Origin of the sequence: Bradyrhizobium sp. 192 (assembly GCF_023100965.1) — a bacterium.
Classification (GTDB): domain Bacteria; phylum Pseudomonadota; class Alphaproteobacteria; order Rhizobiales; family Xanthobacteraceae; genus Bradyrhizobium; species Bradyrhizobium symbiodeficiens.
This window is the reverse complement of record NZ_CP064690.1, coordinates 3,073,976-3,087,058: the sequence shown is the minus strand read 5'-3', so window position 1 is coordinate 3,087,058 and position 13,083 is coordinate 3,073,976. Positions and strand designations below refer to the sequence as shown.

General features: G+C 64.1%; 17 protein-coding genes. 6 read left to right on the top strand and 11 right to left on the bottom strand.

Annotation, left to right across the window (positions count from 1 at the left end):
- Nucleotides 1-10 precede the first annotated feature (10 nt).
- A complete protein-coding gene (locus IVB24_RS14040) occupies nt 11-1,498 on the top strand; it encodes an HWE histidine kinase domain-containing protein (RefSeq protein WP_166466679.1) in 1,488 nt (495 codons plus the stop codon).
- 97 nt (nt 1,499-1,595) lie between these two features.
- On the opposite strand, the gene IVB24_RS14035 is transcribed toward IVB24_RS14040, so the two are convergent.
- Complete coding sequence (locus tag IVB24_RS14035) at nt 1,596-1,817, bottom strand: hypothetical protein (RefSeq protein WP_247773257.1); 222 nt, start codon at nt 1,815-1,817, stop codon at nt 1,596-1,598.
- A 155-nt stretch (nt 1,818-1,972) separates the two neighbouring features.
- On the opposite strand from IVB24_RS14035, the gene IVB24_RS14030 reads away from it, so the two are divergent.
- Complete coding sequence (locus tag IVB24_RS14030; protein ID WP_094975543.1) at nt 1,973-2,230, top strand: hypothetical protein; 258 nt, start codon at nt 1,973-1,975, stop codon at nt 2,228-2,230.
- A gap of 94 nt (nt 2,231-2,324) precedes the next feature.
- Nucleotides 2,325-2,567 (top strand): hypothetical protein, encoded by a 243-nt coding sequence (locus IVB24_RS14025; RefSeq protein ID WP_247773256.1) that lies wholly within the window; start codon nt 2,325-2,327, stop codon nt 2,565-2,567.
- A 74-nt stretch (nt 2,568-2,641) separates the two neighbouring features.
- Here the strand turns inward: IVB24_RS14025 and IVB24_RS14020 are convergent, their stop codons facing one another.
- The 3 genes from IVB24_RS14020 to IVB24_RS14010 form a co-directional block, all read right to left on the bottom strand.
- Nucleotides 2,642-3,202: a type 1 glutamine amidotransferase domain-containing protein gene (locus IVB24_RS14020; RefSeq protein ID WP_140477663.1), complete on the bottom strand. Its 561-nt coding sequence runs from the start codon at nt 3,200-3,202 to the stop codon at nt 2,642-2,644.
- 170 nt (nt 3,203-3,372) lie between these two features.
- A complete protein-coding gene (locus IVB24_RS14015) occupies nt 3,373-3,564 on the bottom strand; it encodes a hypothetical protein (RefSeq protein WP_247773255.1) in 192 nt (63 codons plus the stop codon).
- A gap of 18 nt (nt 3,565-3,582) precedes the next feature.
- Complete coding sequence (locus tag IVB24_RS14010; protein ID WP_247773254.1) at nt 3,583-3,804, bottom strand: hypothetical protein; 222 nt, start codon at nt 3,802-3,804, stop codon at nt 3,583-3,585.
- Between the two features lie 115 nt (nt 3,805-3,919).
- On the opposite strand from IVB24_RS14010, the gene IVB24_RS14005 reads away from it, so the two are divergent.
- Complete coding sequence (locus tag IVB24_RS14005; protein WP_094975548.1) at nt 3,920-4,114, top strand: DUF3072 domain-containing protein; 195 nt, start codon at nt 3,920-3,922, stop codon at nt 4,112-4,114.
- A gap of 87 nt (nt 4,115-4,201) precedes the next feature.
- Nucleotides 4,202-4,504 (top strand): DUF6496 domain-containing protein, encoded by a 303-nt coding sequence (locus IVB24_RS14000; protein WP_094975549.1) that lies wholly within the window; start codon nt 4,202-4,204, stop codon nt 4,502-4,504.
- A 12-nt stretch (nt 4,505-4,516) separates the two neighbouring features.
- On the opposite strand, the gene IVB24_RS13995 is transcribed toward IVB24_RS14000, so the two are convergent.
- Both IVB24_RS13995 and IVB24_RS13990 read right to left on the bottom strand, forming a co-directional pair.
- Nucleotides 4,517-4,879 (bottom strand): hypothetical protein, encoded by a 363-nt coding sequence (locus IVB24_RS13995; RefSeq protein WP_247773252.1) that lies wholly within the window; start codon nt 4,877-4,879, stop codon nt 4,517-4,519.
- 276 nt (nt 4,880-5,155) lie between these two features.
- Nucleotides 5,156-6,691 carry a Do family serine endopeptidase gene (locus tag IVB24_RS13990; protein ID WP_247773251.1) on the bottom strand — a complete coding sequence of 512 codons (1,536 nt, stop codon included), beginning with the start codon at nt 6,689-6,691 and terminating at the stop codon, nt 5,156-5,158.
- A gap of 208 nt (nt 6,692-6,899) precedes the next feature.
- On the opposite strand from IVB24_RS13990, the gene IVB24_RS13985 reads away from it, so the two are divergent.
- Nucleotides 6,900-7,736 (top strand): universal stress protein, encoded by an 837-nt coding sequence (locus IVB24_RS13985; protein WP_247773249.1) that lies wholly within the window; start codon nt 6,900-6,902, stop codon nt 7,734-7,736.
- A gap of 15 nt (nt 7,737-7,751) precedes the next feature.
- Here the strand turns inward: IVB24_RS13985 and IVB24_RS13980 are convergent, their stop codons facing one another.
- The 5 genes from IVB24_RS13980 to cbbX form a co-directional block, all read right to left on the bottom strand.
- Complete coding sequence (locus IVB24_RS13980; protein ID WP_166474375.1) at nt 7,752-7,964, bottom strand: hypothetical protein; 213 nt, start codon at nt 7,962-7,964, stop codon at nt 7,752-7,754.
- 180 nt (nt 7,965-8,144) lie between these two features.
- Nucleotides 8,145-10,016 (bottom strand): EAL domain-containing protein, encoded by a 1,872-nt coding sequence (locus tag IVB24_RS13975; RefSeq protein WP_247774090.1) that lies wholly within the window; start codon nt 10,014-10,016, stop codon nt 8,145-8,147.
- A gap of 2 nt (nt 10,017-10,018) precedes the next feature.
- The gene (locus IVB24_RS13970) at nt 10,019-11,170 is read right to left on the bottom strand and encodes an FIST N-terminal domain-containing protein (RefSeq protein ID WP_140477657.1); all 1,152 of its coding nucleotides are present in this window, start codon (nt 11,168-11,170) and stop codon (nt 10,019-10,021) included.
- 208 nt (nt 11,171-11,378) lie between these two features.
- Nucleotides 11,379-12,116: a ribulose-phosphate 3-epimerase gene (rpe, locus tag IVB24_RS13965; protein ID WP_247773247.1), complete on the bottom strand. Its 738-nt coding sequence runs from the start codon at nt 12,114-12,116 to the stop codon at nt 11,379-11,381.
- Nucleotides 12,113-13,045, bottom strand: coding sequence for a CbbX protein (gene cbbX, locus IVB24_RS13960; protein ID WP_247773245.1), 933 nt, complete (start codon nt 13,043-13,045; stop codon nt 12,113-12,115). Before cbbX ends, rpe begins: the two co-directional genes overlap by 4 nt.
- Nucleotides 13,046-13,083 lie beyond the last annotated feature (38 nt).

The following is a 13,083-nucleotide window of genomic DNA, read 5'->3' as shown; positions in this document are numbered from 1 at the left end:
GGATCCACGAATGGACCACGAAAAGGTCAACATCCTCCTCGTCGACGACCAGCCCGCAAAGCTGCTCGCCTATGAGGTGATATTGAAGGAACTCGGCGAAAACCTCGTGATCGCCTCGTCTGGACGCGAGGCGCTGGAGGTGCTGCTCAAGACCGAGATCGCGGTGATCCTGGTCGACGTCTGCATGCCCGAACTCGACGGCTTCGAGCTCGCCGCGATGATCCGCGAGCATCCGCGCTTCCAGAAGACGGCGATGATCTTCATCTCCGCCATCCAGGTCAGCGACATCGACCGCTTGCGCGGCTACGAGATGGGCGCGGTCGACTACGTGCCGGTACCGGTCGTGCCGGAGGTGCTGCGCGCCAAGATCAAGGTGTTTGCCGAGCTCTACCGCAAGACCCGCGAGCTGGAACGGCTGAACCGGGAGCTCGAGGATCGCGTCCGCGCACGCACCGCGGAGCTGGAGAACTCCACCGCGAGGCTGCGCGAAAGCGAGCAGCGGCGCAGCATGGCGATCGCCGCCGGCAAGATGGGCTCCTGGGATTGGGACTGGATCAGCGGCGACTGGATGTGGGACGAGGGGCAATATCGCATCTTTGGCGTCAGCCCCGAAAGCTTCGCGGTCAACCCGGCCAACGTTCAGGCGCTGCTGCATCCCGACGACGTCGATCAGTTGCGCAAGGCGGTTGCCGAGTTCAACAAGGGCACGCGGGCCTATGAGACCGAGTTCCGCATCCTGCGGCCCGATGGAGAGGTGCGCTGGTGCGTGGGCACGGCGGCAGCAACGGTGGACGACAGCAGTCGCGTCGTGCGCGTGAGTGGAGTCACCGTGGACATCACCGAACGCAAGCGTGCCGAGGAACGGCAGAATCTGCTGGCCCGGGAAGTCGATCATCGCGCCAAGAATGCGCTGGCGCTGGCGCAGTCGATCGTCCGCCTCACCCGCGCCGACGAGGTCAAGGCCTATGTCAACGCCGTGGAGGGACGCATCAATGCGCTGGCGCGCGTGCACACCATCCTGTCGCTGTCGAGCTGGCAGGGCGCCGAGCTCTCCAGGCTGATCGACGAGGAGCTTGCGCCCTATTCGCTCGGCGGCCAGATCGTGTTGGCGGGTCCGGAGGTCCAGTTGATGCCGACGACGGCCCAGACCTTGGCGCTCGCGCTGCACGAGCTCTTCACCAACTCGGCCAAGTACGGCGCCCTCTCGACCAGGTCGGGACGGCTCGCGATCGGCTGGCAAGTCGAGGACCAATTGCTGACGCTGAACTGGGAAGAAACCGGCGGTCCACTCGTCATGCCCCCGAAGTCTCGCGGCTTCGGCACGCGGAGCCTGCTTGCGAGCGTCGAGTCCCAGCTGGGTGGACAGGCGCAATTCGATTGGCGAGCCGAGGGATTGTTGTGCCGTCTGGAGGTGCCGCTGACACGCAAGACGGCGGCGACCGCACCCGGAAAATTCGACGTCGCAAGTGCGTCCGAATTGCAACGCGCCTCGGGCTGAAGCGCGATGCGGTCAGGATGAAGCGTCATCGCGCTTCAGGTTTGTGTTTGAGCATGACCTTTTCGGAGAACCGCTGCGCACTTTTCCGGATCATGCCTTAGCCTGACGCCACCATCCTCGATTGCCGCTGCGGCCGCGCTTCCTCGGCGAGGCGCCCTTCGAGCCAGGCTTCCGTCTGAGCGAGATCGCGTAGCGCCCTCGCGTAGCGGCGGGCCGCACTTCGCTCCGCACCGCGCGGCAGTTTGCGGGCCTTTCGCAGCATGTCCGCAGCCGCGTTGCGATAGGCCAGCGAGCGGTAAAGAAAGACGACCTTACCCATATCGAATGTTCCCGTTTCGAATGTTCCCGTTTTGCTGGCTCATCCTCGCCAATCCGGCATGAACGTCGGATGAAGCCGGTGACAACAATTCCTTCATCCGTTTGGAACCGGTGAATATCGCCCGCGTTTGCATGCCAATTCGGGATGCAGTTCCCATGCGCGCAAAAAAATCTTCGGACTTGATCTCACCCGCCGGCCTCATCAAGCTGATGACGCATGCGCTGATGGGCGCAGCCCTCGGCCTCACCTTCAGCCTCACGCTGATCCTGTCCAATCCCGCCGTTGCCAGCCTGCTCGATCACGGCGGAAGCCAGGCCGCCTTCGTCTTCGCTCTGACATTGGTGACGACGTTCGCGATCGGCGCCACACTCACCGGTGCTGTGTTCATCCTCATGGAGGACAAGCAATCTTGAAGCGTCCGTGACGTGCGGGAGATGCGTTTGCCGGAACTCCTTCGGTAAATAATGGTTGGCTGCCTGCGTCAATTTAACTCAGGGAGTTCCCCGCATGACAACCACGAAGCTCGTTCTCACCGCAATATTGGCCACCGGCCTCGCCGCCACGCCGCTCGCCGCACAGGCCAAGTCGCACAAGGCGAAACACGGATCATCGATGTCCTCATCGCAGACCACCGGCGCCAACACCAAGTCCTCCAAGGATCCCTCCGGCCAGGGCGGTTCCGGTCCCGGCTCGGACCAGGGCGGCACCATGACGAACCAGAACGGTAAGGGCATGAGCAATACCAAGTAGGGCCAGACCGACCAGCTCAAACAAAAGCCCCGCGGCGACGCGGGGCTTTTTCGTTGCAGGCGAGCTGCTGCCACTCAGGCAGCGTTGCGCTGCACGTGACGGCCCTCCTTCACTTCTTCGATGATCTTGGCGCTGAACGCTTCCAGGTCGCCGGGATTGCGCGAGGTGATGAGGCCCTGGTCGACGACCACGGCCGAGTCTTCCCATGCCGCGCCGGCATTGATGACATCGGTCTTGATGGACTTGTAGGACGTCATCTTGCGGCCCTTGGCGATGCCCGTCTCGATCAGGAGCCACGGCGCATGGCAGACGGCGGCAACGATCTTCTTCGCGTTGAAGACGTCCTTGATGAAGGACAACGCCTTCGGCTCGAGGCGAAGCAGGTCGGGGTTGATCTGTCCACCCGGCAATACCAGGGCGTCGTAGTCGCTGCTGGAAGCCTGGTCCAGGGTCTTGTCGACCTTCACCGGCCGCCCCCAATCCTTCATGTCCCAGCCCTTGATCTCGCCGGCTGTGGGCGAGATCACGTGAACCGTAGCACCAGCCTGTTTCAGACGGTCGCGCGGCACTTCCAGTTCCGACTGCTCGAAACCATTCGTCGCGAGAATGGCAATGGTCTTGCCTTTGATATCCATGGAACGCTCCATTGCTGTGTCAGGAGCCCGGTCAATCGGCCGTCCCAGCTTCCGTTCCGTGCGCTGGCGCAGCTCACGGGGATGTGCGGCTGGCCTCGATGGCTGCTGAAACGTACGCGGCAGAGGCAGATCCAGTGCGTCGCTTGCGCGCACGCTAGCTGCGTCGGATGTCACGGGTCTTGAAGGCCGCCCGTGGAGTTCGTCTTCACGAGATGGTCGAGCTGCGCCCGCTTGCGTCCGAGCAGAAGTTGGGCCGCAGCATCATCGAGACCGGCACGCTGCAATTGCCGGATGGCAGAGCCCAGTTCGAGAATCTCGGCGCGCAACCTCAAGATCCGGTAAGTGTCCGGGTCTTCCTCCACGGTGCACTCCCCAAAGGTTCAGCGCCGGGTGCGCGCGCGCTCGGGATTGACCGCTGTCTTTACAAGACGAAGGCGCACCCGGTCGCGGACGTCAGGCAGGACACCGCCGCCGCCGGCAGCCTTCCATTCGCCGATCAGCAGGTCGACCTTCCGGCGCAGACCCATCTGCGCCAGGGCCTGCCGGGCGCAATCGCGATCGCCGTTGATGAGCTCGCGCACCAAGGCCTCGACGTCGGCCATTTCGAGCCTCAAGGCGCTGATTTTACGTCGAATTTCATTAATTCTGTTGTCCATGGCTTGTTAGAACAAAATAAGAACATATAGTCAAGGCACGATTTTCAGAGGGAGAAGCGACATGCAGGTTCAAGGTAGATACGACGCCAGGGTTTTCCTCACCGAGCAGATGACGCGGACGCAGGGGCTGAGGTTGAAACGGCTGAGCGAAGAGGCGTATCAGCCCGCACAATATGCGCGCGATCTGTCGTTCAGCGAGGCCGCCCGGCGCATTCAGGTGCTGGAAGCCGAGATCGATCTGGCGAATTCCTTCTAGTCTGCGTCGCGCATCTGCAACGTTGGATGCGCGCTTTCGGAACCATGCTCCTGTCGATTGGTTCTCCCCGGCCAAGGGAGAACATGCATGGCACGCAAGGCAAAGAAACGCCGCTACTCACCCAGCTCCGGCAGCGATGTCGAGAGCGAGATGCGCCGCTACAAGAAGGGCACCGCGAAGAGCGGGCGCAAAGGCCGTGGCGGTCGCGTGAAGAGCCGCAAGCAGGCAATCGCAATCGGACTGTCGAAGGCACGCAAGAAGGGCAAGAAGGTTCCGAAGAAGGCTGCCAAGAAAACGGCGAAGAAAACGTCCAAGAAAAGGACGACCAAGAAGACGACAACAAAGAGAACAACCAAGAAGTCGTCGAAGCGCAAATCCAGCAAACGCTGACGGCGATCCGTCTCAGATCATGCTGCCCGGCATGAAGCAGCGGATCGAAACCCCGAACGCGGTCTTCACCGGCCACACCATGGTGCGGCCGGCCCGGTTCGGTTCGGTGATCACGGCCTCGTCCGGCACCTCGATCCACTCGCCGTCGAGACGCACGCGATAATGCCCGTTATGCGACTCCCAGTCGGGATCGGCGACGGCAAACCCGTCCGCATCCGAGCAGCACGGACCGAGGTGGCTGCGCAAACCGTCGAACCATGGCTTCAGGGGTGAGTCCGCGTAGCGGCCGTCGTCCCGCCCGAGAGCGTTTCCGCCCCAGAGCACGAATGGCGCCACGAGCAGCGCACCCCTGAGCGAGAGCTTCAATCGATCCATGTCGGCACCGATCACATGCGAACGAGCGGCCAGTTCCACAAAGCGGCGGCAGGTTCGAAGTTCCACGCTTGCAACCCATGCCGGCGGCATCGTTGCCTCCAGAGACTTGCACGACTCGGAACTCTGATGAGCGAACACGGCTTTTTCGGACGAACCGGCTCATCATCGCTGCCGTTGACGAGAATGTTATCGAGCGCATCCCGGCAAGCCTGAAGGCGAACGGAAAAGGCGGCCATGAGGGCCGCCTTTCTTGTTCGATGCCGATCGACATTCGCCTCAGGCGAGCGGTACCGCGACGAACCGGGTCGCCTGCGCGTTCCTGACCTGCAACAGCACGCTGCGCTTGCCGGACGATTTGGCCTGCGCCAGCTCGGAGCGGACATCGCCGACATTGGCGACGGCCTGGCCGCCGACATTGAGGATGACGTCGCCGGTCTGGATGCCACGCTGCGCCGCCGGACCTTGCGGATCGACCTCGGTGACGACGACGCCCTTCTGGCCGGCGCCCTGGACGTCACCGGCCGGAGCCAGAGCAAGACCGAGGCGCGGAGTGCCGGGGGCCGACTGTTCCTTGCCAACATCGGCCTTGGCTTGCCGTTCGTTTGGCAGTTCGCCGAGCGCCAGCGTCACCGTTTTGCTGTCGCCTTTGTGGAAGACGTCGAGCTTCACCGAGCTGCCGGGCGCAAGGGTCGCGATCGTGCGGGCAAGGTCTCGCGAATCCTTGACCGCCTTGCCGTTGACGGCGGTGATGACGTCACCCGCCTCGATGCCGGCCTTCGCCGCCGGGCTGCCGTCCTGCGGGTTGTCGACGATGGCGCCGCGCGCCTCCTTCAGCCCGAGGCTGTCGGCGATCTCGGCGGTGACCGGCTGCACTTGCACACCGAGCCAGCCACGGGTCACCGCGCCCTTGTCCTTCAGCTGCGCGACGACGAGCTTTGCGGTCGAGGCCGGAATGTCGAACCCGATGCCGACCGAACCGCCGGAGGGCGAGAAGATCGCGGTGTTCACGCCGATCACGTTGCCGTTCATGTCGAAGGCCGGGCCGCCGGAATTGCCCTTGTTGATGGGCGCATCGATCTGGATGAAGTCGTCATAGGGACCGTTGCCGATGTCGCGGCCACTGGCCGAGACGATGCCGGCGGTCACGGTGCCGCCGAGGCCGAAGGGATTGCCGACCGCAACCACCCAGTCGCCGATGCGCGGCTTCTGGTCGGAGAACTTGACGAACGGAAAATCCTTCTTGCCGTCGACCTTGATCAGCGCGAGATCGGTCTTCGGATCGGTGCCGACCACCTTGGCGGTGTAACTGGTGCCGTCATCCAGGGTCACCTGCACCGACTCGGCGTGGTCGACGACGTGGTTGTTGGTGACGGCGTAGCCGTCGGCGGAAATGAAGAAGCCGGAGCCTTCGCCCGTGATCATCTGATGGCGCTGGCGCGGCATGCCGTTCATGCCGCCCGGGCCGCGGAACCCGAACTGCCGGGAGAACTGGTCGAACGGAGAATCCTCGTCCTGATCCATCCGGTTCTGTTGCAGCATCGCGCTCTTGTCGTTGTCCTGGTCGATCTTGACCCGCACCGAGATGACGGCGGGCTTGACCTTGCTGACCAGATCACCGAAGCCCGGCGGAGTCGTTGCGGATTCCGCGGCCTGGGCCGGCGCAATGAAAGAGCTCGGACCGAACGGCAAGGAGCCGGGAGAAACCGCCAGAACGGCCACGCCGAGCGCGGCGACGGTGCCGAGCAGCGCCAGCCGGCGCGGCCTCAAGATCCTGCGGGACGTCGGGATGTCGGAATTGACGCGATCGTTCATGTCGAAATGTCCATGTTGGTAAGGTGTCGCCTTGTCTCCAACATGGTCCCTGTCACCTTACGACGTCCCGTCCGTCCGATTAAATCTTGGCAAAGAACGCGCGCGGCCCCGCGGAAGATCGCCGCCCGCGCATTTGATGCAGCTCAACGCGCGTCCTTCCGACAGTGAAAAACTGCGGCCACCGGATGATGTCCCTCGGAGGCGCGCCATGTACAAAGACATTCTCGTCCACATCCCCACCGAACGCCCGATGCGCTCGGCGATCGACGGCTCGATTTCGCTCGCGGCGCAGTTCAACGCCCATCTCGACGCGGTCGCGATCGGCTATGTCGCAACCAGTGCCGCTTACGTGATGGAGGGCGGCGCCGCGGTGGCAGCCGTGTTCGAGCTGGAGCGCGAGCGCGCCGTGGAGCGGGCCGAGGCCGCGCTCGCGGTGTTTGGCGTCGAAGCGGCGAACGCCGGCGTCTCCTACGGCTGCCGCGCGCTCGGCGCGATCCCGGCGGATGCAGCCGGCTCGCTCGGCGAGATGGCGCGACTGCACGACCTCAGCGTCGTGCTCCAGCCTGATCCTGCGCAGGGTTCGTTCGACAACGACGTACCGCGCGAGATCCTGTTCCAGGCAGGCGGTCCGGTGTTGTTCCTGCCCTACACCTTCCATGGAGCTTTCAAGGCAAGCCGGATCGGGATCTGCTGGGACGGCAGCCGCCTTGCGGCCCGCGCCGTGCACGACGCCGCACCGTTCCTGGCGCGCGCCGACGAGATCGTGATCATCACCATCAACGAAGCCAAGGCCGTGTCAGACGAAGCGTCAGCGAGCAACCTGGCGAGACATCTCGGCCGGCGCGGATTGTCGACCCGCACGGTCGGCCTGTCGGCGAGCCGCGCCGACATCCAGCCGACCATCCTGTCGCTGGCGGCCGACGAGGCGCTCGATCTCCTGGTGATGGGCGGCTACGGCCATTCGCGCTTGCAGGAGCGCGTTCTCGGCGGCGTCAGCCGCGCCATGCTGGAAGCCATGACGGTCCCGACGCTGATGTCGCATTGAGACCAACAGGCGCCGTCACGCCGCGACCGGGGTCTCCCACGTCGCGGGCACGGCGGCGTCCTCGTTGTGTGGCACATTGCACGCGTCGAAATGAGCCTTGAGCTCGACCTCGGCGAGATGTTCGAAATGTTCGGCCTGGCCGAGGAGCTCCCAGGTCTGAAGCGGCCGGTAAGCCGCCTGCTGACGGCAGAGCGACGCCAGCGCCCGGTAGCGACGTACGTTCTCCATGAGACCCTCCCTCGCATTTACTGAGCTTATTGCCCTGATTTGCGTCAGGCCGATGGCGGTTGTGCAAAAGATTTTCTGCGCCCAGCGCGGGCTTGGCCTCGGCTTGCTATTAGGAAATATATGTCCGACCCAAAGTTCCAAACCCGTGTCGATCGACGCCCGGAGGCCCGGATCCGTCGGCTAGGCGTAGAGCCGGCGCTCCACGGTCACGCCGACCAGGTCGAGATAGCGCTCGATCAGGTCGGGCCGGCCGACCAGATAGCCCTGCATCTCCTCGCAGGCCTCCCGCGCCAGGAAGGCACGCTGCGCTTCCGTCTCCACCCCCTCGGCGATGACCGGGATATTCAGGGCGTGCGCGAGGCTCAGGACCGCGCGGACGATCTCGGCCGATTGCGGCGTCGCGTCGAGATTGGAGATGAAGCTGCGATCGATCTTGATCTTGTCGAACGGGAACGACTGCAGATAGGACAGCGAGGAATAGCCGGTGCCGAAATCGTCCATCGCGATGCGGAGGCCGAGCGCTTTCAGCCGTCGCAGCAGATTGAGCGCGCGGGTGAAATCGCCGATCAGCACGCCCTCGGTGATCTCGACCTCGAGCCGCGTCGGCGTAAGCCCGGTCTCCAGCAGGATCTGGTGGATCGAACGTTCGAGATCACCGGCCTGGAACTGGACCGGCGAGAGATTGACGGCGACCTGCAGCGGGCGCGGCCAGGATGCCGCCTCACGGCACGCTTCGCGCAAGACCCATTCGCCGATCTCAACGATCAGCCCATTCTCCTCGGCCAGCGGAATGAACTGGTCCGGCGGCACGAAGCCGCGCGTCGGATGATTCCAACGCAGCAGGGCCTCGAAGCCGATGATCTCGCCGTCCACCCGCGCCTGCGGCTGGAAGTAGACCAGGAACTGGTTCAGCTCCAGCGCCTGCCGCAGATCGTGCTGCAACAGCCTGCGGTCTCGCAGCTCCTGGTCCATCTCGGGTTCGAAGACGCGGACGCGCCCACGGCCCTCACGCTTGGCGCGATAGAGCGCTGAATCGGCGTTGGCGAGCAAGGTGACGGCATTCACGCCGTCATCGGGATAAAACGCGATGCCGACGCTGAGGCCGACATGGGGGAGATAATCGTCGACCTCGAGCTCCTTGCCGATCGTCTCGACCAGCCGTTCGGCGAGCGCGAGGGCGTCATCGCGGCTGATATCGTCGGGCATCAGGATCATGAACTCGTCGCCGCCGATACGAGCGACGAAGGCGCCGTCGGCTTCCGCGGCAAGCCGGTCGGCCGCCGCCCGCATCAGCATGTCGCCGACCGGATGGCCGAACACGTCGTTGACCTCCTTGAAGCGGTCGAGATCGAGGCTGAGCACGGCAAAACTATTTGCCGCCTCCTGCGCCCGCTCCAACCGCTCGCCGAGTGCGGCGTTGAAGGCGCTGCGGTTCGGCAGGTCGGTCAACGCGTCATGATGCGCAAGATGGCTGATCCGCGCCTCGTTCGTGATCCTCTCGGTGACGTCCTCGATCACGCCGACCAGATATCGCGGCGCGCCGCTGCCGTCCCTGACCAGCAGCTTGCGCGAATTGACCAGACGATCGTGGCCCTTCACGCCGATTTCGAGCAGATGCCCCTCCAGGAACATCGGCGTGCCGCTGTCGACGACGCGGCGATCCTGCTCGTTGACGACGCGGGCGATATGGTCCGGAAAGATCTGCTGTGGAGTCTTGCCCAGCATCGCCTCGCGCGGCATGCCGTAATACGCTTCGCCGGCGCGGTTGAGCAGGACGTAGCGGGAATCCTTCGCATCCTTGGCGAATACCGCGATCGGGATGTTCTCGATGATGCTGTCGAGGAATTCGCGCGCGCGCCGCAGATCCTGTTCGGCGCGTTTGTGCGTCTGTTCGAGTTCCTCGATCATCAGCTTGATCGCACGGTCGGTGCGGCGGCGATCTCGATCGCCCTCCTCGTAGGCCGCACTGACGAGCTCGCCGAGCCTGGTCAGGTCGACCTGGCCGGATTCATCCGTCGACTGGCGAATCTGTCTTGCGAGCAGCCGGTGCATGGTCAAGCTGCCGCCTCCGCGATGACGGTAACGGTCATGGTCTGGTTGTGCAGCTCGCAGCGGCCGGACGCCGCCGGTGGGGCGATCTCTCCGTAGGAGTAGAATCCGATCCGGACGAAATCCTCGCCGAGCTCGGCGGCAACGGCGTCCAGCTCGTCCTGTGTGCGCTGCCCCATGACCCTGCGGCGACCGGTACAGCTCACCAGGATGGCAAGCTTGTCGCCGGCAACGCCCTCCGCGAGCGCGCTGCGCGCCTGCCTGCCGGCTTCGCCGGCACCGGCGGCGAGACTGTCGAAATTGGCCCGCATCAATTGCGCAGTGCATCCTTCCGGAATGTCGGCTGCGAACGTCAGGGTGCCGGCATTGCGATCCACTGCGAACACCGAGCGTACGATCTGCCGGTCCGGCTCGGCCTCGTCGTGAATGCGCAAAGGGAACGCCAGGCCTGAACCCGGCATCGCCTCGGCTTCTTCCTCGCCGAGATAGCGCGTGTAGAGGTCCAGCGGCGGCTCGCCGTCGAGCTCCACGACCACGGATCCTTCCGACTTCGTCACCCTGCGGCGCGGGCCGAACACATCCCAGCCGCCGGCACAGCCATGCGCGAAACGGAACGAGGCGCCGTAGAATGCGATTGCGGCGACGCGGTTCGGCGACGGTTCGGCGTCGGCTCCGACGATCGTCTGTTCAAACCGGGTGCCGTCGCCGGCGAGCCCGCCGGTAACAGGCAAATCCGGTCCCAGAACCTCGGTGATTCCAGCAAGCAGTTCGCCGCCGTTCACCGCCAATCCGTCGGACAGGACAAACAGACCCGCCAGATCCGCCGCCTGCGCCTGGCGGGCAAGGCGCGCGCCGCAAGCCCGCGACGCATCGCGGGTTTCGACGACCTCCTGCACCAGTCGCACTTGCGTATGAGTGAAGCGAAGGGCGACCGCGATGACTTCGTCATCGCAGATGTCGTCGCCATGGATTTGTCCGCCGGTGCTGCAACCGACGATATGGCTTTCGGGATAGAGACCGCGCAGCTCTCGATAACGTTCGCCGTCCGCCAATTGCTCACGGTTGCCGAAATAGAGCACGAGTTGGGGAGGCTCGCGCAGGGCATCCGCTCCGCGCCAGCCATGGGTCGCATTCCAGTGAATATATTGAATGTGCATCCCACGCTCTCTGCAGCTCTTGAACCACAGATTGTGGAGCGGCGCATTGCATCCCCGTTAATCGCGCGCGTGCTTCGGTACCGTTGGTTACCCCGTCATGAAGGGGATTGCCGAGTCGCGTTGGATTCTCCGTAGGAACCCGGAGAAAAATGCGACCGATGAGACGACCGACACCTCGGCCCAATCGCTTGGCAATGCCCTACGTAATTTACCGGATGCGCGCGCCTTCGCCGATGCGCATCGGCTGCACGGCATTATCTTGCCGCTTCGGAACTCGGCCCGTCTCGGCGGCGGTCCGAATGGTCGCGATATTTGCGGCATATTCGGCAACGCTCTTGCCGCGAAACACCGCGGAACCCGCCACCAGCGTATCGGCGCCCGCGGCGGCCACGGCAGCGGCATTGTCGCGCGTGACACCGCCGTCAACCTCGAGCCGGATCGGCCGGTCGCCGATCATGGCTTTGATCCGCTCGATCTTGGGGAGCTGGGATTCAAGGAAGGACTGGCCGCCAAATCCCGGATTGACCGTCATCACCAGTACGAGGTCGAGACGATCGAGCACGTATTCGATCGCGCTCTCGGGCGTTGACGGGCACAGGCTGACACCGGCCTTCTTGCCGAGCGCGCGGATGGTCTGAAGCGAACGATCGAGATGGGCGCCGGCTTCGGCATGAACGGTGATGACGTCAGCCCCCGCCTTCGCGAACGCCTCGAGATAGGGATCGACAGGCGCGATCATGAGATGCACGTCGAAGATCTTTGTCGTCGACGGCCTGATCGCCTTGATGACATCGGCCCCGAAGCTGATGTTCGGCACGAAATGTCCGTCCATGACGTCGCAATGGATCCAGTCGGCGCCGGCCGTGTCGATTGCCGCGATCTCCTCGCCGAGGCGCGCAAAATCCGCAGCCAGGATCGAGGGAGCGATGATGATCTCTCTGGTCATGGTTTTGCACTCCGCGCCTCGGTGCCGCCACTGAAGACACGGCTCGCAAGGACGTCCATGGGATCGACGGTTTCGAGATCGGCGACATCGAGCATGCGGTCGAGATCGGACACCAGCCGATCGGCTTGCCGCAGCCGGATGCGGTCGACGGCGTTGCGGATCGAGCGCGCGTTGGAGAAGAACGGCTGGGTCCGGCGCAGCGCGATATACTTCTCGAAGGCCTCGCGCGCCGCCGCCGAGAAGCGATAACCCCGCTCCTTCAGCATCAGCTCGGCGATAACGAGTAGCTCGTCCTCGGCATAGTCCGGAAAGTCGATGTGGTGGGCGATGCGGGAACGGAAGCCGGGGTTGGAGGCGAAGAAGCTCGTCATCCGCTCGCCATAGCCGGCGAGGATCACGACGAGGTCCTCGCGCTGGTTCTCCATCACCTGGAGCAGGATCTCGATGGCCTCCTGGCCGTAGTCGCGCTCGTTATCGGGGCGATGCAGATAGTAGGCCTCGTCGATGAACAGCACGCCGCCCATCGCCTTCTTCAGGATTTCCTTGGTCTTCGGCGCGGTGTGGCCGATATATTGCCCGACGAGATCGTCGCGCGTGACCGATATCACCTGTCCGCGCCGCACGAAGCCGAGACCATGCAGGATCCTGGCCATGCGCAGCGCCACCGTGGTCTTGCCGGTGCCGGGATTGCCGGTGAACGACATGTGCAGCGTCGGCGGAGACGATGCCAGGCCCGCGCGCTGCCTGATGCGCTCGATCAGCAGCAGCGAGGCGATCTGGCGCACGCGGTTCTTCACCGGCCTCAATCCGATCAGCTCCTCCTCGAGCTGCTGCAGCGTGTCGGTGATCCCGGCCGCTTCGGCTTCCTTGCGGAGATCGAATTGGATTTCGCCGGACTCGGTCGTGGTTGCGTGGGGAACATCCAGCATGGCTACCCTCGAAGAAAAGAGCTTCGCCGCGGAGGAGC